General features: G+C 63.4%; 13 protein-coding genes, 1 tRNA gene and 2 pseudogenes. 10 read left to right on the plus strand and 6 right to left on the minus strand.

All coding sequences use genetic code 11. From position 1 onward, the window contains the following. Nucleotides 1–109 precede the first annotated feature (109 nt). Nucleotides 110–2,359, minus strand: coding sequence for an LLM class flavin-dependent oxidoreductase (locus NO932_RS04020; protein WP_309209795.1), 2,250 nt, complete (start codon nt 2,357–2,359; stop codon nt 110–112). Nucleotides 2,360–2,448: 89 nt separating this feature from the next. Between NO932_RS04020 and NO932_RS04025 the strand changes: the two genes are divergently transcribed. The 4 genes from NO932_RS04025 (at nt 2,449) to NO932_RS04040 (ending at nt 6,772) form a co-directional block, all read left to right on the plus strand. After that, the gene (locus NO932_RS04025) at nt 2,449–2,826 is read left to right on the plus strand and encodes a helix-turn-helix domain-containing protein (protein ID WP_309162431.1); all 378 of its coding nucleotides are present in this window, start codon (nt 2,449–2,451) and stop codon (nt 2,824–2,826) included. Between the two features lie 220 nt (nt 2,827–3,046). Beyond that, nucleotides 3,047–4,417: an ABC transporter substrate-binding protein gene (locus tag NO932_RS04030; RefSeq protein ID WP_309210979.1), complete on the plus strand. Its 1,371-nt coding sequence runs from the start codon at nt 3,047–3,049 to the stop codon at nt 4,415–4,417. A 145-nt stretch (nt 4,418–4,562) separates the two neighbouring features. Further along, entirely contained in the window at nt 4,563–5,567 is a 1,005-nt protein-coding gene (locus NO932_RS04035; RefSeq protein WP_309163646.1) for a sugar ABC transporter permease, read from the plus strand. Next, on the plus strand, nt 5,567–6,772 hold the full coding sequence (locus tag NO932_RS04040) for a carbohydrate ABC transporter permease (protein ID WP_309209796.1): 1,206 nt from the start codon (nt 5,567–5,569) through the stop codon (nt 6,770–6,772). Before NO932_RS04035 ends, NO932_RS04040 begins: the two co-directional genes overlap by 1 nt. 301 nt (nt 6,773–7,073) lie before the next feature. Here NO932_RS04040 and NO932_RS04045 read toward each other — a convergent pair whose 3' ends face one another. Beyond that, nucleotides 7,074–8,162 carry a substrate-binding domain-containing protein gene (locus tag NO932_RS04045; protein ID WP_309209798.1) on the minus strand — a complete coding sequence of 363 codons (1,089 nt, stop codon included), beginning with the start codon at nt 8,160–8,162 and terminating at the stop codon, nt 7,074–7,076. A gap of 297 nt (nt 8,163–8,459) precedes the next feature. Between NO932_RS04045 and NO932_RS04050 the strand changes: the two genes are divergently transcribed. Together NO932_RS04050 and NO932_RS04055 are read left to right on the plus strand one after the other, a co-directional pair. Further along, entirely contained in the window at nt 8,460–10,142 is a 1,683-nt protein-coding gene (locus tag NO932_RS04050) for an alpha-glucosidase family protein (protein WP_309209800.1), read from the plus strand. A 20-nt stretch (nt 10,143–10,162) separates the two neighbouring features. Next, a pseudogene (locus tag NO932_RS04055) lies at nt 10,163–11,155 on the plus strand (ABC transporter ATP-binding protein); the annotation flags it as partial. Nucleotides 11,156–11,620: 465 nt separating this feature from the next. Here NO932_RS04055 and NO932_RS04060 read toward each other — a convergent pair. After that, complete coding sequence (locus NO932_RS04060) at nt 11,621–13,951, minus strand: PAS domain-containing sensor histidine kinase (protein ID WP_309209801.1); 2,331 nt, start codon at nt 13,949–13,951, stop codon at nt 11,621–11,623. Nucleotides 13,952–14,212: 261 nt separating this feature from the next. Here NO932_RS04060 and NO932_RS04065 point away from each other — a divergent pair. Both NO932_RS04065 and NO932_RS04070 read left to right on the plus strand, forming a co-directional pair. Beyond that, a tRNA-His gene (locus NO932_RS04065) sits at nt 14,213–14,289 on the plus strand. Nucleotides 14,290–14,438: 149 nt separating this feature from the next. Then, nucleotides 14,439–14,627 (plus strand): annotated as a pseudogene (locus NO932_RS04070) (helix-turn-helix domain-containing protein); the annotation flags it as partial. A 91-nt stretch (nt 14,628–14,718) separates the two neighbouring features. Here NO932_RS04070 and NO932_RS04075 read toward each other — a convergent pair. Both NO932_RS04075 and NO932_RS04080 read right to left on the minus strand, forming a co-directional pair. Then, entirely contained in the window at nt 14,719–16,212 is a 1,494-nt protein-coding gene (locus NO932_RS04075) for an SLC13 family permease (protein ID WP_309209803.1), read from the minus strand. 98 nt (nt 16,213–16,310) lie between these two features. Further along, complete coding sequence (locus NO932_RS04080) at nt 16,311–16,931, minus strand: L,D-transpeptidase (RefSeq protein WP_375142840.1); 621 nt, start codon at nt 16,929–16,931, stop codon at nt 16,311–16,313. Between the two features lie 129 nt (nt 16,932–17,060). On the opposite strand from NO932_RS04080, the gene NO932_RS04085 reads away from it, so the two are divergent. Next, complete coding sequence (locus tag NO932_RS04085) at nt 17,061–17,669, plus strand: DNA-3-methyladenine glycosylase I (protein ID WP_309209806.1); 609 nt, start codon at nt 17,061–17,063, stop codon at nt 17,667–17,669. A gap of 304 nt (nt 17,670–17,973) precedes the next feature. Here the strand turns inward: NO932_RS04085 and NO932_RS04090 are convergent, their stop codons facing one another. Then, nucleotides 17,974–18,219 (minus strand): hypothetical protein, encoded by a 246-nt coding sequence (locus tag NO932_RS04090; RefSeq protein ID WP_309209808.1) that lies wholly within the window; start codon nt 18,217–18,219, stop codon nt 17,974–17,976. A 549-nt stretch (nt 18,220–18,768) separates the two neighbouring features. Here NO932_RS04090 and hisS point away from each other — a divergent pair. Further along, complete coding sequence (gene hisS, locus NO932_RS04095) at nt 18,769–20,304, plus strand: histidine--tRNA ligase (protein WP_309209809.1); 1,536 nt, start codon at nt 18,769–18,771, stop codon at nt 20,302–20,304. The last annotated feature ends 252 nt before the right edge of the window (nt 20,305–20,556 follow it).

Raw genomic sequence — 20,556 nt, forward strand, 5'->3', positions numbered from 1 at the left:
CTTCGAGGCCTTGAGGGACAAGGGAACTCGAAGGGGCGGACGAGGGTGCGGCGAGTTTAAGCAATCACCACGGTGGGCGCTGAGTCTGCCAAAAGCACTCTCGCGGCTGCTATCCCACCTCCCGCAATTCCTCCGCCGGCGGAATGGCAAAGTTCTGGTTGAACACATTGTCCGGATCGTAGCGCCGCTTGAGCGCCCGCAGTCGGGACAAGGCCGGCTCGGGAAAGGCCTCGGCCAGCCGATCGGGATGCGTATCGGTCTCGAAGTTGAGATACATTCCGTCGAGCAACGGCCGCAATTGGTTCCAAAGCGCGTCGAGCACGTCCGCGCTTCCCCGACTGCCTGCCGCGATCAGCGAGAAATTCTGCGTCCGGTGCGGATAGGCCATCGCATCGCTCGGCACGTCGTTGACCGCTCCGCCCACCGAGCGGACCTGCAGCAGATTGGCCGCTCCGGAGGAGAGCAGGGCGCTTGCCCGTCCGGCAATCTCGGGCGTGAAATGCTCCACCAGCCCCGAGCGGATCACCGCGCCCCCACCACGGTGCTCCCCACCCGGTTGCGCAATGATCGCAGGGTAGGGCACGAGATAGGCCCTCTGCTCGATGATCGGCCCGGCTTCGGACAATGCGTTGATGGCTTCGGCCGCCGCGTCGGTATCCTCGCCGGCATAAACCGTGATCGCCTGCGCCACGGGCGGCTGGTCGCCGCGCCGTCCCACCGCCATCAGGAAGCTGGTGACCTCGCGCGGCGAGGCTTCGACCAGTCCGCCCCAGCGCTCCAGAACGCCCGCCATGTCGCTGCCATCGAACACCTGGATCGCCTGCACGATATTGCCCAACCGATAGGCTTCGAGTTCGAACGCCGTGACGATCCCGAAATTGCCGCCCGCGCCTCGAATGGCCCAGAACAGGTCCGGCTCGTTTTCCGCATCGGCACGCACGAGCCGCCCATCGGCCAGAACGATTTCCGCCGCCACCACATGGTCGATGGTCAGCCCGAACTTGCGCGCCAGATAGCCAAGCCCGCCCGCCGTCGCGAGGCCGCCCACGCCGACGCCGCCATAATCGCCCGAACTCATCGCAAGCCCATGCTCGGCAAGCTTGGCGGCGACCTCGCTCCAGCGTGCCCCTGGCCCCAATCGCACCAGCCCGCGTTCGGCATCGAACACCTCGATCCCGTTCATCGCCCCCAGGTCGATGACGATGCCGCCCCGATTGGTGGACCGTCCGCTGATCCCATGCCCGCCACTCCGCACTGAAAGCGGCACGTCTTGCGCGCGGGCGTAAAGCACCGCCTCGGAAACTTCCCCGGCGTTTTGCGGCTTGATCACCAGGCCCGGCCGCCCCGACCAGACATAGGAATGACGCACCCCGTCATAGCGGAAATCCCCCGGCTCGATCGCCCGGTCGGAAAGAGCAGCGGGCAGGGCGTCATAGTCGATCCCCTCGACGCGTTTGGACAGCGCCCGGTTCGATTTCGGCGCAGCCGTCCCGGTCTGCGCCCGCGCCTGGCTCACAGCCGCGCGGACGGCAGGCGCGATCTCCTCGCCGAGCGTGCGGATCATCTCCGGATCGTCGCCACCGAAGAAGAAACCCGAAAACCCGTGCTCGAGCACCAGCCCCGTCAACTGCTCGATCCACTCCCCAGCCGTTTCCCCGGACAGCCGCATGATGTTGAGCAGCCGCTTTATGTCCGAAGGCTGCCGCCCCGCCGCGAGGGCCGCCTCGTCGATCATGGCGTTCGATTCAGCGATCGTGGGCGATTTGATGTAGTCGAGCGAAGGCAGCCAGCCGTCGGCCTTGGCCCCGGTCAGCGCCAGCATGCGCGGCTTGTAGGCGCCCAGCCAGATGCCGATCTCATGGGCAGGCCTCGGCCCGCGCCGCAGCCCGGCAATCTTGTAGTGCTCGCCCTCATGCTTCAAACCGGCACGGCTGGTGTCCCACACCCCGCGCATTACCTCGATCGCCTCCTTAAGCGCGTCCACGCGCTGGCCTGCGGTGAGGTCCGGCCCGCCGGCCGCCTTGATCGCGTCGCCGAACCCGCCGGCGCCCAACCCCATCTCGAAGCGTCCGCCCGACAGCAGGTCGATGCTGGCCGCTGCCTTGGCCAGAACGACCGGCGGGCGCAGCGGCAAATTGCTCACATTGGCCGCCACCCTGATCCGGCTGGTCGTGGCCGCGATCCAGGTCAGAAGCGTGTAGGTGTCCAGAAAATCCGAGTTGTAGGGATGGTCCTGGATCGTCACCGCATCGAGCCCCGCCGCCTCGGCGGCCTGGGCCACCGAAACGGCGTGCTGCGGATCTTTTGCTGACGGGGTGGTGAAGGTGCCGAACAGAAGCTCGTGTCCAAAGTCAGGCATACCTTGCCCCTTGTTACTGTTTGTTCCTGCAGTATATGAAGATCACGTTCAAAGCCCGCAAGACGGCACTTCGATGTTAGGTAAGGCACATGAATGTAACGACTTCGGAACAGACCCATCCCACGGCCGAATGCCTCAAGGTCAGCCAGGTTCTTGCCCGCATCGGCGACAAATGGAGCCTTCTGATCGTCACCCGCTTGGGTGAGGGCCCCTTGCGGTTCGGCCAATTGCTGCGCTCGATCGAGGATATCTCCCAACGCATGCTCACGCGCACCCTGCGCGGCCTTGAGCGCGACGGCCTCGTCCAGCGCACCGTCATCCCCTCGCTGCCGCCGCGCGTGGAGTACGAATTGACCGAATTGGGCAGGTCCCTGCAGGGGCCGGTGACGGTCCTGAGCACCTGGGCGGCCGAGAATCTTTCGGCCATCGACGCAGCCCGAGCCAGTTACGATCGGGAACCCGGTTAACGTTTGCGCATTTAGTTGCCGGCTGCGGTTCCAGGCCGGATCGCAACCGCGTTACATGCTTGGCAATCAACACACTTTATGCAACCCTCGAAGTGCCGCACGTCAGAGCCCGCATCCTCAATTGGGCCGGCAAAAACGTTTTGGTTGCCAAAACGTTTTGGAGTGTCGTATGCGGCAGCTTGACGCGTCTTCGCGTCGCCATGTGCTATGGGAGGACTACATGCACAAAACCCTTTTGGCCGGAGTGTCCGCTCTGGCTCTTTCCCTTGTCGCGACGTCCGGCTTCGCTCAGGATATCGTCCGCGGCGAGGGCGATTTCAGCTGGGATTCGCTCGACGCTTTCGAAGCCGAATATGGCGACTCGCTTGAGGGTCAGCAATTGAGCTTCTGGACCCCCTGGCGGGACGATCCGGGTGACGCCTCCCAGTGGCGCGCCGTCGTCTCGTTCTTTGAGGAAGCCACCGGCGTCACCGCCCAGCTCGGCTCTTCGCCCAATTACGAGGAACAGGCCCGCATCGATATCGCAGCCGGTTCGCCCGCCAACATCACCATTCTGCCCCAGCCCGGCCTTCTCGCCGAATTTGCGGGCCAGGGCGCGCTCGTCGATCTGGGCGAGGAAACCACCAGCTGGATCGATGAAAACTATGCCGCCGGGGAATCCTGGTCGGCCCTTGGCCAGTTCGAAGGCGAAGGCGGCGAGGTGGCCCAATATGCCTTCCCCTTCAAGCAGGAAGTCAAATCCCTGATCTGGTACTCGCCCATCAATTTCGATGAAATGGGCTATGAAGTTCCCGAAACCATGGAGCAGCTTTTCGAGCTGCAGGAACAGATCAAGGCCGATGGCGGCGTGCCCTGGTGCGTGGGTCTTGAATCGGGCGGCGCCACCGGCTGGCCGGCGACCGACTGGATCGAAGACCTGATGCTGCGCACCCAGACCCCGGAAGATTATGACGCCTGGGTGTCCAACGAGCTGCCCTTCAACGATCCCAAGGTGGTCGAGGCCATCGAGATTTTCGGCTCCATCGTCAAGGACGATGCCAATGTCGCCGGCGGCACGGCTGCCGTGGCCACCACGGCGTTTGGTGACAGCCCGCTGGGCCTCTTCACCATCCCGCCCCAGTGCTACCTGCACAAGCAGGCTTCCTTCATCGCGTCCTTTTTCCCGGAAGGAACCGAAGCGGGCACCGACTACGACTTCTTCTACATGCCGCCCTATGAAGCCGAAGCCGATCTGGGCCGTCCGGTCCTGGGTTCGGGCACGCTCGTGTCGATCACCTCGGATTCCGATGCGGCTCGCGCCTTCATCGAATATCTCAAGACCCCGATCGCGCATGAAATCTGGATGGCGCAGGACAATTCGAGCTTCCTGACCGCCCATACCGGCGCCAATGTCGATGTCTATTCGTCCGACGCGCTGCGCGCACAGGGCGAAATCCTGCTCGAAGCGACCACCTTCCGCTTCGACGGATCGGACATGATGCCCGGCGCCATCGGTGCTGGCGCGTTCTGGACCGGCATGGTCGATTTCGTGAATGGCGCTTCCGCGCAGGAAGCGGCCGACCAGATCCAGGCCGCCTGGGACAATCTCTGATCAAGCATCGGCTGCGGGGCTAACCCCGCAGCCTTTCCGGCTTGGCGCGGCTCGCGCCTCGGATTAATCTTTTTCCATCGGGCTTTCCGATGGAGGAACAACAATAGCCGCATCAGCGGCCAGTGAGGGGGGCAGGCGGGGGATGATAGAACAGGTTCTTGGTGCCGTCCTGGCGGTGATCGTGGCCCTTGCCGCGGCAGTGGCCTATTTCTGGGGCAGCAATTGGCTGCTCGACAAGTTCCTTGTCGGCGATGCGTCCGCCGAAGGCTCGGTGCGGCAGGATCGGCTGCGCACCTCGATCCGGCCCTGGCTGTTTCTCGCCCCGGCGCTGTTGTTCCTGTCGCTCTATCTCGTCTACCCGGTTTTCGAAACCATCCGGCTGAGCCTGTTCAACGCCAATGGCTCGCGCTTCGTGGGTTTTTCCAACTATATCTGGGCGATAAACGACGCCAATTTCCGCCAGTCGCTGCTCAACAATTTCCTCTGGCTGCTGATCGTGCCGGCGCTCTCCACCGCCTTCGGCCTGGTCATCGCCGTGCTGGCCGATCGCGTCTGGTGGGGTAACATCGCCAAATCGCTGATCTTCATGCCCATGGCGATTTCATTTGTCGGTGCCTCGGTCATCTGGCGGTTCGTCTATGCCTATCGCGGCCCCGACCAACCGCAGATCGGCGTCCTCAACGCCATCGCCACTGGCCTCGGCAATCCGCCGCAAAACTGGCTCACCATCATTCCCTGGAACTCCTTCCTCCTGATGGTCATCCTCATCTGGATTCAGACCGGCTTTGCCATGGTCATCCTCTCGGCCGCCCTGCGCGGCATCCCGGAAGAAACCATCGAGGCGGCGCGTATCGACGGCGCCAACGACATTCAGATTTTCTTCACCATCATGATCCCGCAGATCACCGGCACGCTGATCGTGGTCTGGACCACCATCACCATTACCGTGCTCAAGGTCTTCGATATCGTCTTCGCCATGACCGGCGGTCAGTTCCAGACCGAGGTTCTGGCCAACCTCATGTATTCGTGGATGTTCCGCTCGGGCGATTTCGGGCGCGGTTCGACCATCGCCGTGGTCATCCTTATCGCCGTCCTCCCGATCATGATCTGGAACATCCGTAACGCCAACCGCGAGCAGGGGACACGCTGATGAGCACCGCCACCACAGCCCCCGCCACCGAGGCGGCCGAGGAGCAATATCGGGCTTCGATCTGGTCCCGCATCAAGGTGGGGCGGCTTGTCGCCAATATCGCACTGTTGCTGATCGTCGCGCTCTGGACCTTCCCGACCGCCGGCCTTTTGATCTCCTCGGTCCGCGATGCCGACCAACTCGCTCTGTCAGGCTGGTGGACCTCGCTCACCACCTCCCAAACCACCGGTGCCGCCGCACTGGGTAGGGCCGAGGAACAGGTCGAGGAAAACGGGCAATACGTCATATCCGGAGATATTCTGGACGAATCATCGGGGCTGACCGTCAGCGCGGTGGGCATCACCAGCCGCGAACCCGGAGCCTTCGAAGTCGGTCAACCGGTGGAAATGCGCGATGGCGGGCAGATGGTTGTCGAGCCCGACGGCGCCTATCGCTGGACCTCGGCGACGCCGTTCGAGCACGAACGCGGCCCGCGCGTCTATTACCGCGCCAGCGAGCCGCCGCGCTTCACCCTCGACAACTATTGGTCGGTCCTCACCGCCAACGGCATTGGCCAGTCCTTCCTCAATTCATTGACTGTCGCCATCCCCGCCACCGTCGTCCCGATCCTCATCGCCGCCTTCGCCGCCTATGCCCTGGCCTGGATGAGCTTTCCGGGGCGCGGCGTGCTGGTCGCCATTATCGTCGGCCTCCTCGTCGTGCCGCTGCAGATGTCGCTGATCCCGATCCTGCGCTTCTACAATGGCGTTGCGGATGTCTTCGGCGGCGAGGCCAAGGGCTATCTCGGGGTCTGGTTGGCGCATACGGCTTTCGGCCTGCCACTCGCCATATTTCTTTTGCGCAACTACATGGTCGGCCTGCCGCGCGAGATCATGGAGAGCGCGCGCATGGATGGCGCCAGCCACTTCCAGATCTTCACCACAATGGTGCTGCCCCTGAGCTTTCCGGCGCTGGCCTCCTTCGCCATCTTCCAGTTCCTCTGGGTCTGGAACGATCTGCTCGTCGCGCTGATCTTCCTCGGTTCGCAAAACACCGAACTGGTATTGACCGGCCGCCTCATCAATCTGCTCGGCAGCCGCGGCAACAATTGGGAACTTTTGACCGCCGGCGCCTTCATTTCGATGATCGTGCCGCTGGTCGTCTTCTTCTCCCTCCAACGCTACTTCGTCCGTGGCCTGCTCGCCGGTTCGGTCAAGGGGGGATAGCGCCAGCGCCAATCTTTCCTTCTCCCTTTGAAGGGGAGAAGGTGCCCCGGAGGGGCGGATGAGGGTGCGCTGAGGTTCCATGCGCACCTTGGCTGATGCAGTGACTCAGCGCACCCCTCACCCCCGACCCTCTCCCTCAAGGGGAGAGGGAGGCTCTTTGGTCAACGTCGGAGTTCTTGCCGAAACGTCACCACGAGCTACCCTTCTCCCCTTGAGGGAGAAGGTGGGCTTTCGCTGAAAGCGAAAGGTCGGATGAGGGGTGCGCTGAGCGTCAACGGGCGACCAGGCCAAAAGTTGGCCTTCAAGCTACCTCCACACTCTCCGCGATCGCCCCGCCATCAACCCCATCCCCCAGATCGAACACGGACGGAATCAACGTCCCCGACACAGTCTTCCGTTCGCACTGCCGGATCACCTCGGCCACCAGCGCCCGTCCAGCCGCCCGCAGCGATGAGCGCACATAGGTGATCTGCCCCTCGATGGGCGCGAGGTTGAGATATTGCAGCTCGTCATTCATCGAGGCGATCATCACGTCGCGCCCCGGCATGCGTCCTGCCCGCGTCACCGCCGAAACCCCTTCCACCGCCATCAGGATCGACGAATACATGAAGGCGGTGATTGACGGATCGGCCAGCGCCAGCTCGGTCAACTGGAACCCCGCCTCCACCATGGGGTGGGTGCCCTCGAAATAGGTCACCGTTTCGGGCGGCAGGCCATGGTCGGCCAGCGCATCGTAAACCGCCTGCCGGCGCGTCGTTGCATAAAGGAACCGCTCGTCGCCATTGATGAAGGCGATCCGCCTGTGCCCATTGGCGATCATCAGCTTGGTGAGATTGTAGAAATTGCCGTAATTGTCGACATCCACCCAGCCATATTGGCCCTGCCGCTCCTCGCGCCCATGCACCACGAACGGCACCCCCGCTTCGAGCAGGAAGCTGATGCGCGGATCGTTGGGGCGGGGCAGGTCGACGATGAACCCGTCCACGCTCCCGTCGCGTACATAGCGCTCATAGGTGGCAAGCTGGCGCCCCGGCGTCTCCGAAGTCATCACGATATCGTAGTGATCGATGCGCGCCTCGCGCAAAACGCCAGCCATCACCTCCACGAAATGCGGATCGACGAATTTGTTGTCGTCGTCCGATTGCACCCAGGCGATCGAGTGGGAGCGCTGCGTCACCAGCCGCTGCGCATTGCGGTTAGGCGTATATCCCAGCCGCCGCGCCGCATCCACGATCTTCTCGCGCGTCTTTTCGCCCACATCGGTATAGCCGTTGAGCGCCCGCGAGATCGTGGTGATCGAAACGTCCAGCTCGGCCGCCAGATCCTTGATCGTGACGTTTCTGCTTGTTGAGCCGCCCTGCTTGCGCGAGCGGCGGGGTGGAGTGGTCATCGTCGTTTTTCCGGGCTCCTCCGACCCGCGGGGCCAACGCCCGGCAATCCTTGTCATGGATCGGTCACACTGGGCTTGTCACACATGCACAACATTGCGCGCCCGAGCGCAAGTCCCGATTGACGGCGGCACGACGGCCGGCGTAAGCACGCAAAGCCAAAACGTTTTGGAAACAAGTCGTAAGGCATAATGGAGAGCTGGCCCGCCGCACGAGGCCGGTCTCCGTCAGGGTCTTGAATTTTTGAACGCGCGCCGGCCCGGTCCGGCCGTTCTTCGCTTAGGGGAGTTCGCTCGGCGATGAGTTATTTTGCGCCCGAGTCCAGGCAGTATGTCCACCCGGAAGACATCTCGCCCGCAGCCCGTGATTGGTGGCGCGGCGCGGTGATCTACCAGATCTATCCGCGTTCCTTTCAGGACCACAACAATGACGGTGTGGGCGATCTCGTCGGCATCACCTCGCGCCTCGAATATGTCGCCGATCTCGGGGTGGATGCCGTCTGGCTGTCGCCGGTCTTTACCTCGCCGATGAAGGATTTCGGCTACGACGTCTCGAACTATCGCGACATCGATCCCACCTTCGGCACGCTGGAAGATTTCGATCGCCTCGTGGAAAAGGCCCATTCCCTTGGTCTCAAGGTCATCATCGACCAGGTGATCTCCCACTCCTCGGATCGCCATCCCTGGTTTGCTGAAAGCCGGCTGTCCCGCACCAATGAAAAGGCTGATTGGTATGTCTGGGCCGATCCCAAGCCCGATGGCAGCCCCCCCAACAACTGGCTTTCGATCTTCGGCGGCTCGGCCTGGCACTGGGACGGGCGGCGCATGCAGTATTACCTGCACAACTTTCTCACCGCCCAGCCGGACCTCAACTTCCACAACCCGGCGGTGCAGGACGCGCTTTTGGGCGAGATGCGCTTCTGGCTCGAGCGCGGCGTGGACGGTTTCCGCCTCGATACCGTGAACTTTTATTTCCACTCCCAGACGCTGCAATCCAACCCGCCCGTGCGGCCCGAGGATTACAGCGCCTCGACGGCGCCGGCGGTCAATCCCTACAATCTGCAGGAACATCTCTACGACAAGAGCCAACCCGAAAACGTCGAGTTTTTAAAGCGCGTACGCGCCCTGCTCGATGAATATCCCGGCTCGACCACCGTAGGCGAGATCGGCGACGCCCAGCATCAGCTTGAAGTCATGGCCCAATACACCTCAGGCAATGACAAGCTCCATATGTGTTACACCTTCGATTATCTGGGCGGCGAATACACTGCCCGCCATTTCGCCGAAGCGCTGAGGATGACAAAGGAAAAGGCGCCCGAAGGCTGGATCTGCCTTGCCTTTTCCAACCACGACGTCGTCCGCCACGTCTCGCGCTGGGCGCCGCACGGTCATGAGGGGCGCCTCACCAATCAGGCCGCGCTGCTCCTGATGACCATGCGCGGTTCGGTCTGCCTTTACCAGGGCGAGGAGCTGGGGCTCACTGAAGCCGAGATCGCCTATGACGATCTCGTCGATCCTTACGGCATCGAATTCTGGCCCGAATTCAAGGGCCGCGACGGCTGCCGCACCCCCATGGTCTGGCACGCCCATGTCCGCAATGGCGGCTTTTCCGCCGCCGATCGCACATGGCTGCCGGTTCCCGCCCAGCACCTGGCGTATGCCGTCGACCAGCAGGACAATGTCGCCAACTCGACGCTCTCGTTCTACCGTGCCGTGCTGCGCTTCCGTAAGGAGCATCCGGAGCTGGTCAAGGGCGATATCGAGGTGATCGAGGGAACCCCCGAAGGGGTATTGGCCTTCACCCGCTCGCTGGACGGGCGCACCCTGTTCTGCGCCTTCAACATGTCCACCGAACCGGTCGACTACGATCTGCCCGAAGGGCTGTCCCCCACCGATGCCGGCGCGCCCGGCTCGGATGGTCAGCTCACCGGCACTCGGTTGAGTTTCGGCCCGTTCGGGGCCTATATTGCAAGCATAAGCTAAAAGGAAACTGGGAGGGGACCATGTCTGACTTGAAGATTACCAATCTTTACAAGCGCTATGGCCATGTCGAGGTGTTGAAAGACATCAATCTCGACATCAAGTCGGGCGAGTTCATAGTCTTCGTTGGTCCCTCCGGCTGCGGCAAGTCCACGCTTTTGCGCACCATTTCAGGGCTCGAGACCATATCCTCGGGCAAGCTGGAGATCGGCGGGCGCGTCGTCAACGACGTGGCGCCGTCCAAGCGCGGCATCGCCATGGTGTTCCAGTCCTATGCGCTCTATCCGCATATGACGGTCTTCGACAACATGGCCTATTCCTTAAAACTCACCCGCACGCCCAAGGACGAAATCCGCCAGAAGGTCGAAGCCGCCGCCGACATGCTCCAGCTCCGCCCGTACCTCGATCGCCTGCCCAAGGCGCTCTCGGGCGGTCAGCGCCAGCGCGTCGCCATCGGCCGCGCCATCGTGCGCAACCCACAGGTGTTCCTGTTCGACGAACCGCTCTCCAACCTCGATGCCGCCCTGCGCGTCGCGACCCGCATGGAGATCGCCAAGCTCAAGGAATCGCTGCCCGACACCACCATGATCTACGTCACCCACGATCAGGTCGAAGCCATGACGCTGGCCGATCGCATCGTGGTCTTGAAGGACGGCAAGGTCATGCAGGTCGGCACGCCCATGGAGCTTTACGACCACCCCCAGTCCCTGTTCGTCGCCGGCTTCATCGGCAGCCCCAAGATGAATTTCCTGCACGGCAAATATGCCGAGGTCTATAAGGCCGCCACGGTCGGCGTCCGCCCCGAACACATGGAAATCGCCCCCAACGGCACGGGCAATTGGTCGGGCAAGGTGATCTATTCCGAAGACCTGGGCTCGGACAGCTACATCTATGTCGATATCGGCGAAGAGGAAGCGGTGATCATCCGCCAGGACGGCAAGGCTCCCTATCGTTCCGGCGATACCGTCTCGTTCCGCCCCAAGGGTGATCTCTACCACCTCTTCGATGCGTCCGGCGCCCCATTGAACGGCGGCGTTGCTACGCCCACGGTGGCATCTTCCGCGTCAGCCGAGCCCGCCAACCCGATGGAAGAGGGCACGCCCGACGCCGGAATCGTCGGCTCAGCCGGCGCCGTCGCTACCCCCGCTAAACCGGCGCGCGCCAGCTCGGCGACCAAATCGGCGACATCCAAGGCCGGCACGGTGAAGACCACCACCGCCCGAAAGACTCCTGCCAAGCCCAAGGCGTAAGCCCGACGCGGCTACCGCAGGGCTGCCACTTCCTACCCTTCTCCCTTGGTGGAAGAAGGTGGCTCGCGAAGCGAGACGGATGAGGGGGCGCAGCGTTTACAGCCCAGCCAGGGTCGATGTTTGGCCGGACGTTGCCACGGGGCGCCCTTCTCCCCTTGAGGGAGAAGGTTGCCGCGAAAGGTCGGATGAGGGGTGCGCAGCGCAGTGGCGACAACCAGCGCCTGATAAACCCTATCGCACCACCAGGCTCGCCGGAATCGTCAGCGTCATCAGCGTCCCGCTCTCGCTCGCCGGATCGAGGCTCAACGAACAGGCATTGACCGCCACCAGCGAGCGCGTGAGCGTCAGCCCGATGCTCGATTGGCTGGGCTTGCGCTGCGTGCCGTCCGCCGCCACCCCATCGCGGAACACCACGAACCGCTCGGCCAGCGCCCCGGGCGCCTTGGCGCCATCGCGCACATGGATGGAGATCGAGCGGTCGTCCTCGACCTGCCCTGAAAGCACCACGCGGCTGCCTTCGCCCGCTTCGCTTATGGCGCTCGCCAGCATGTTGAGCACGGCCTGTTTCAGCGTTGCCGCGTCCACCCGCGCCATGGGCAGCCGCTCGCTGATCGCGCTGCGCAGCAGCACGCGCTCCTTGCTGGCCTGTCCGCGCACCCGCACCAGGCATTCGGCCAGAAGCGTGGCGATATCCACATCGGCCGGCGAAACCTGCATCTCGCCCTCGGCCAGCCGCACGAAATCGTCGAGCTCGTCGGCAAGGTCGCCGATCTCCGCGCTCGCTGAACGGATGTCGCGGGCATATTCGAGATAGCGCGGATTGGCGAGCGGTCCGAAGGATTCCGAAGCGATCAACTCGGAAAATCCCGCGATGGTGTTGAGCGGCCGGCGCAGCCCGCGCGTGATCCGGCCCAGCGTCGCGGCGGGCAATGCGCCCTTGCCGGTGGTTGCGCCAGAGGTCGCCGCGCCGCCGAGGAGCCCGAAATAGCCTGAAACGATCCCCGCCCGACCTTCCGCAAACAGCGTCAGCGTCTGCCCCGCCCGTGTGCCCTTGAGCGCGATCGCGGGCCGCACTCCGCCAGCATAGCGCGCCGGCAGGCCCAGGAATTGGCGCAGCGCCGATTGCTCGGCCCGCGCCACCAGCACGGTGAGCGGCGCGCCCTCGCTCACATCGAGCCCGTTCGCAGTTCCCTTGACGAATGAGGTGACGATGCCCGCCCGGTCGGCGGTGACGAAGTCGAACCCGGCCACCTTGGCCCAAAGCTGGGCAAACTGGCTCACTTCCGCCTCGCGCAGCGGCTCGATCTCGCTCGCCCGCGCCGAAAGCATGAAGCTCGGCTTGCCTTGCCAGGTCACGGCGTTAAGCCGCGCATTGACCGGCACCTTGGCGCCATCCCGGCGCACAAGATGGCTCACCGGTCCGGCAGGTTCGCCCGCATCGATGGTGGGAAAGACCGCCGCCAGCCCCAGGCCACGCAGTGTCGTGGCGTTCTCATAGCCCGTCAGGTCAACAAGCGCCCGGTTGGCGAAAAGGATATCCTGGTCGCGGAAGATCAGGATGCCGATCGGCAACCGATTGAGCACCAATGCTTCTTCCGAAAGCGGCACAAGCGCCCCGCGCGCGCTCGTTTGCCGGGGCAGGGGAGTGGGCGCTTCCTCCCTCGGCTCCTCGCGGCCGATCCGGTCGGTGAGGATGCGCGAGAGCTCCTCGAAATTATAGCGCGACGTCTGTTCCACCGCCTCCGAGGCCGCGTCCGGCTCCTCGCCACCCGTCTCGAGCGGCTCCTGGTATTCGGTTTTGGGCAGCACGAGCCCGCGCCCGGTCACCTGCCAGAGACCAGCCCGTTCCGCTCCCCGGTCTTGCTGGCCATCGGCGGCAAAGGCGGCTTCCTCCTGCGCCAGCGGATCGTCATTGCCCCAATCGGATTGCCCCGCGCCGCTGTTCGCTTCGACCTCAGCGTCATAGGCGATGGCCGCATAGTCTCGGCCGGGAACCGGGCCGGGGAAGGACCCGTCATCGTCGGCTTCAAGCGGCTCGAAAAGCGTCTGGTGCTGGGCAAGCTTATCGACCAGTGCGGACAAGCCCTCCAGCGTGGGCGCCGCGTCCGGGCTATCGCCATCCTCTTCGGTGGCCGGCGCAACGCTCTCGGGCTCGGTCGTCTCGACTGCCGGCTCGCTTTGCAGCGCCGCATCGAAGATCTCGGCCGCGATCGGGTCCACCCCCACCATCAGCAGGTATGGAGCGTCATCGTCCAGCCGCATCACCGTGCAGCGGCAGGTGGCCGAAAGCGGTTTGCGTCCGGCCAGAAAGTGCATGCGCGAAAGCGTGGGTTGCCCGACGAGGCCAAGCCGCAGGATTCGCGCGATCTGCCCTTTGACCGGAACCGCCGGCTCGCGTCTTTTGACTTCGCCGTCCGCCATCCGGGCGCCGAACAATCCGGCCGCCCTGTTGGTCCAGGCCGGCCGTTCCCCCTCGGCTGGCCACAGCCAGGCCGGGTGCGGGTCGTTTTCGAGCCGCTCCAGGATTTGGGCCTGTTCTGCGCTGGTCCGGTCGAGCGTCATGTCCTGTCCGTCTTGTCCAACCCAAGGGCGCAAAGCGCCCATGGTTGACGAAAACTTAAATATAGGGACTCCGCGCCCCGGTCCACGCCTTGCGTGCCTTCACCCCCGTCAAACCCCTCGAATGGTTAAGACGCGCGCGGGGACAAAAAACCTTTTCCCCACGGACAAACCGCTCTTGTCTTTGCTTTCATCTCGCCCTATGTTCCGCCGCGTTTCGGGACGACGCCGCCACAAGCGTCCTTGATTGTCCCCAACGCCCATGCCGTCGTAGCTCAGTTGGTTAGAGCGCTAGATTGTGGATCTAGAGGTCCCCCGTTCGATCCGGGGCGACGGTACCACCTTTCCCGCCACCCGCACTCCCGCCGCCGCAAACGCGCCTGCTTCCGCCGCGTTAACCTTTTGTTAATCCTATCGGTAAACTATTTGTGATGTGAGCAGTTTGGGGGCTCAGAAAGGACGTGCCGTGTACGACTTTGCTCCAAACGCTGAACTGGCCGAGGCCCTTGTGGGGCTGCCGGTTGCCGATGTGGAACGGGATCTGATTCTCGCAACGCTGCGGCAAACCAATGGCAACCGCACTCATGCCGCCGAAATCCTGGGGATTTCGGTCCGGACCATTCGCAACAAGCTCAAGGACTATGCCGATAGGGGTTTCGACATCCCGCATGCGGCATGACCGTCTCAGCCGGGGCGATCCAATGACCCCGGAGATGATCGAACAATAGCTCTGGCCCGGCGACGAGGTCGCCGGACCAATTTTCGTTCTGCTATTGGGCTGCGTTCACCCAGCCGGGCAATTCGCCGGGCGTGACGCCCATCAGGGCGATCATCAGCCCATAGGCCAGCGTGGTGATCACCACCACCGAGAGCAGGTTGAGCCACAGGCCCTGCCGCGCCATCTGCGGAATTGTCACATGGCCCGAAGCGAAAACCAGCGCGTTGGGCGGAGTGGCCACCGGCAGCATGAACGCCATGGACGAGGCGAGCGCGGCGGGAACGGTCAGTAGCAGCGGATTTTCGCCCAGGCTGACGGCCAGTGCCGCCAGCAGCGGGATGAACGCCGCAGCCGTCGCCGTGTTGGAGGTGAACTCGGTCAAAGCCAGGATCACCAGCGCCACGACGAACACCACGGCGATCAGCGGCAGCGCACTGGCCGAAGCGCCAAGCAGGTCGCCGATCCACACATCCAGCCCCGTGGCCGTCACGGCGGCGGCAAGGCTGAGCCCGCCGCCGAACAGGATCAGCACGTCCCATGGCAACTTGCGCGCGTCATGCCATTCCAGCAGCGCGCCGCCCTCCCGGTCGCCCGAAGGGGCAACGAACAGCACCAGCCCGGCGAGAATGGCGATGGAGGTGTCGGTGAGCCCCGGAATGAAGTCGTCCAGCACCGTGCGGAAAATCCAGGCCAGCGCCGTCACCACGAACACGATGCCGACGCGGATCTCGGCCTGGGTCCATGGGCCGATCTCGGCGAGCTGGGCGCGGAACAATTCCTCGGCGCCTTCGAGCTTTCCCTTCTCCAGCCGGATCGAGAATCGGGTCAGCACCAGCCAGGTGCCAAACAGCACCACAACGGCCACCGGCACGCCCACCATCATCCATTGGGCAAAGCCCAGGTCATAGCCATAGCTCTGGTTGAGCGCGCCGGCCAGAAGCGCATTGGGCGGGGTGCCGATCAGGGTCGCAACGCCGCCGATCGAGGCCGCATAGGCAATCGAAAGCAGCAAAGCCAGCGGGAACCGGGACGATCCGCCGCGCTCCTTGATCAACTCGGCCACCGAAAGCGCCACCGGCAGCATCATCACCGCCGTCGCCGTGTTGGAAACCCACATCGAGCAGAACGCGGTGGCGATCATGAAGCCGCCAACGATCTGGCGCTGCCCCGATCCGGTGCGCAGAACGATGTTGAGCGCCACGCGCCGGTGCAGACCCGAACGTTCCATGGCAAGCGCCAGAAGAAAGCCGCCCATGAACAGGAAAATGATCGGGTCGCCATAGGGGGAAGTCGCCGCCCCTTGCGAGGTGGCGCCCAGTATGGGCATGGCCGCAATGGGGATCAGCGCAGTGGCGGGAATGGGGACCGCCTCGGTGATCCACCAGATGATCATGAGGCTCGCAATGGCCACCACGCGCCACCCTTCGGTCGAAAGGCCGTCGGGGGCGGGAAGAAGCAGCAGGGCAAGAAAAACGACCAACCCAAGGCCGATCGGAATCGGGCGCATGGGAAAGCGGTCGCTGACTTTGGTATCCGTCTGGGTCATCAAGAATCTCGTCAGCTTAAGGGAATGGCGCCTCCCTTTGCGGATGCTGACGCTTGCGTCAATGCCTTGACCGACTTTTGCCCCAGGTGCGGACGCCTCTAGATGACGATCACTTTTGTGCCCACCGGCACACGCTCATAGAGGTCGATCACGTCCTCATTGGTCATCCGGATGCACCCCGAGGAGACGGAGCGCCCGATGGTCCAGGGCTCGTTGGTTCCGTGGATACGATAGAGCGTCGAACCCAGATATAGCGCCCGCGCGCCCATCGGGTTGTTGGGGCCGCCCTCCATGAATCGCGGCAGTCCCGGCTGGCGCGCATGCATTTCGGCCGGCGGTGTCCAGCTCGGCCATTCGGCCTTGCGCGTCACCCGATGCGTACCGCTCCACTCGAACCCGACCCGCGCCACGCCAATGCCATAGCGCATCGCCTTGCCTCCATCGAGCACCAGAAACAGGAAGTGCTGCTCGGTATCGACCACCAGCGTTCCCGGCGCTTCGCTTGTTGCGTAGCTCACCACCTGGCGCAGATAGGCAGGGTTGATCGTCTGGCCGGCCTGGTAGGGGCGCAGATGCTCGGGCGTTTGCGGCGTCTGCGTTGCCGCTGGCGCCCCGAACATGGCATCGAGATAGCCGCGATAGCCGCGATAGCCCGATTGCGCCTGCGCGGGGGCAATAAGCAGGAGAGAGGCCAGAAGGGCAGGGGCGATGCGGATCATCGGCGACTCGGATTGCAGCGACAAGGGAACCCGATTTTTGCCCGCCCAGCGGCAAAGATTGCGTCAAACGGGGTGGTTAATCGGGTACTCACCGCTATGGTTACCCGACTTTTGCAGGGAGCCGATTCCATGACCGACACCGCGCCCGTCCGCTGCCCCTGGGCCGGCAGCGATCCACTCTATCAGGCCTATCACGACACCGAATGGGGCTTCCCGGTCACCAGCGATACCAGGCTTTTCGAAAAGCTCTGCCTCGAGGGGTTCCAGTCGGGCCTGTCCTGGCTCACCATCCTGCGCAAGCGCGAAAATTTCCGCGCCGCCTTTGCCGGTTTCGATATCGACAAAGTCGCCGCCTTCGACGAACCCGACATCGAGCGCCTGTTGGCCGATGCCGGCATCGTCCGCCATCGCGGCAAGATCGTTTCGACCATCAACAACGCCCGCCGTGCCCAGGCCCTGCGTGATGAATTCGGCACGCTCGCCGCTTATTTCTGGCGCTTCGAGCCCCCCGCCGATGAGCGCCCCGCCGACCATTCCTGGGAAACCCTGCGCACCATCGCCACCACGCCGGCTTCGGTGCGGCTTTCCAAAGACCTCAAAAAGCGCGGCTTCACCTTCGTCGGCCCCACCACCTGCTACGCCTTCATGCAGGCCATGGGGCTCGTCAACGACCACATGGAAACCTGCCACTGCCACGCCCCCATCGAAGCCCTGCGGACCGATTTCGTGAGGCCATAAAATGAAACAGGGACAGGGGGGCGAGCGGTCCACCAGAATCACCCACCCACCAACGGTGTCACCCCGGGCTTGACCCGGGGCAAGGTATGCGCGCCGTTGTCGGTTCTTTCTCGACACCAAGCGAAAAGCGACGGTTTAAACGTTGCAAGCGCGTTGCCTCCGCGCAAGGCGACTGCTGGACCCCGGGAATAAATCCCGGGGTGACACGCGGGGGTAACGTACCCCAACGCCCCCTCGTCATTCCGGGACTTGTTCCCGGAATCCAGCAGCGGCCTCAGCCAAGAGCGCCGAGCTCATAAGGTGACTACGGCCTGGCATAGACCATCATCACCGTGGGCATACTTGGCGGGTCCACCACAGTGGGCAGCCCAATGTCACGGCGGATCGAGTTGGGCAGGTCGATCGGGCGGATCGTTTGCACCCGGCGCTTGCCGCGCACCATCGCCTTGATGGCCGCCAGCACCACCCGCCACTTACCGTGTTCGGCAATCAGGGTATCCACGGAAATCCGCAGCACCGCGTGTTCGTTTGAAATCTGAATATGCGACATAACTTTTCGTCCAGCCGCCACAGGGCGCACTGGCTCCATGTTGCTGGACGCGAAAGGAGGGACGATCAGCCGTCCCCGGACGCGACCAAGGGTTGAGGTTTGGTTGGAATCCGGGCGGCAGGACGCAAATGTGCTGTCGTCAGGATTGCTGGTTTCTGGAGGTGTTTTGGAAGATCGAGCCTAAGCGAGCGACCCGATCACCGCGAGGTTATGTCAGGCTTTGAGGCCGTTAAAACCGTTGCGGGTGAGGCAGCGGGTCATGACCCAGCCGCGACCTTCAACACCACGGGTGAGGACGTGAGCGTATGCTGTCATATGACGTCTCCCGAAGGCTTTGGCGCCCATTGCAGGCACCGGTTGAAGGTGCCAACCTCTTAGCTCACGAATCCGTGACCGCCAACCCCTGATGTGGCGGGATGTCGCACTTGATCGCAGCCTGTGGCGCTTGAGCAACACCGCCCGCTCGCCTTGTCTCGATTGGCCTTATCGTTTAGGAACTCCCCGTAACGCAAAACCCTCCGGTTTCCGCCGGGGTCAGGGACTTTTCACATGGCTAAGAACACTGCGCTCATCGAACCGCGCCTGCCGCGCGGCTTCGTCGATTCCGAACCGGCCGATCTCGCCGCCATCGAGCAGATGGTCGCGAAAATCCGGCATGTGTATGAGCGCTACGGCTTCGATCCCCTCCAGACCCCGTTTTTGGAATACACCGAAACGCTCGGAAAATTCCTGCCCGATACCGACCGTCCCAACGCCGGCGTCTTCTCGGTGCAGGACGATGACGAGCAATGGATGAGCCTGCGCTACGATCTCACCGCCCCGCTCGCCCGCTATTTCGCTCAGAACTATCAGGACCTCCCCAAGCCGTTCCGCTCCTACCGCCAGGGCTGGGTGTTCCGCAACGAAAAGCCGGGCCCCGGCCGCTTCCGCCAGTTCATGCAGTTCGACGCCGACACTGTAGGCGCCGCCGGCCCCGAAGCCGATGCGGAAATCTGCATGATGATGGCCGATACGATGGATGCCTTGGGATTGGCGGGGAAGTACGTCGTGCGGGTCAACAACCGCAAGGTGCTCGATGGCGTGATGCAGGCCATCGGCGTCATTGACGAAGCCCAGAAGCTCACCGTCCTCCGCGCCATCGATAAGCTCGACAAATTCGGCCCCGAAGGCGTCCGCCTTCTCCTCGGTGAGGGCCGCAAGGATGAGAGCGGCGACTTCACCGAAGGCGCCAAGCTCGACGCTGATCAGTCCGAAGCCATCATCGAGATGATGAGCGCGGCACGCCTCGACGATCTCGTCGATCTCGAGGATGATGCAGGCCCCGATGGTTTCCTCGATGCCGAGTTCAGGACGCCATCGCTATCGAAATTCAAGATTACCCCGGCCTTTGCTGAAGGGTTCTCCGAACTGCAAGCCATGGCCGCGCTGTTCGCCTCTGCCGGCTACGGCCCCGACCGTATCAAGATCGACCCCTCCGTCGTCCGCGGCCTCGAATATTACACTGGCCCTGTCTTCGAAATCGAACTCACCTTCAAGGTCCAGAACGAAAAGGGCCAGGATGTCGTCTTCGGCTCGGTTGGCGGCGGTGGCCGTTACGACGGCCTCGTCTCGCGCTTCCGCAATGAGGAAACCCCGGCCACCGGCTTTTCCATCGGCGTCTCCCGTCTCGCTTCGGCGCTGAAACTCACCGGCAACCTTGAGGACCGGCCCGTAACCGGCCCCGTGGTCGTCACCGTGATGGAAAAGGATCGCATCGCCGACTACCAGAAAATGGTCGCCGATCTCCGCAACGCCGGCATCCGCGCCGAACTGTTCCTGGGTTCCTCCAAGAACATGGGCAAGCAGATGAAATACGCCGACAAGCGCAACGCTCCGGCCGTCATCATCCAGGGCTCGGACGAGCGCGCGCAGGGCATCGTCCAGATCAAGGATTTGGCCGAAGGCGCCGAAGCCGCCGCTTCCATCATCGACAACGCCGCCTGGAAAACCGAACGCCCCGGCCAATATTCGGTCCCGCGCGCCCAGATGGTCGATTTCGTCAAACAGATCCCCGCCGTCGCCGCCTGGATGAAGGCAAACGGGTGATGGCCGCCTCCCGCGCCTTCAAACTCACCTTGTCATTCCGGGACGTGTTCCCGGAATCCAGCCCAATGCCCGCCAAACGCACGGCGGTGCGATAATGATCGCCAACCTTGTTTCCCTTGGCCGGCCCCTCACCCCCATCCCCTCTCCCCAGCGGGGCGAGGGGAGCTCTCGCCGCAGCGCCCAGCCTTCCTTCTCCCCGCCAGGGAGAAGGTGCCCCGAAGGGGCGGATGAGGGGCCTGCAGCACTGGCCAG

It is taken from the genome of Pelagibacterium sp. 26DY04 (genome assembly GCF_031202305.1).
In the GTDB taxonomy this organism is placed as follows: domain Bacteria; phylum Pseudomonadota; class Alphaproteobacteria; order Rhizobiales; family Devosiaceae; genus Pelagibacterium.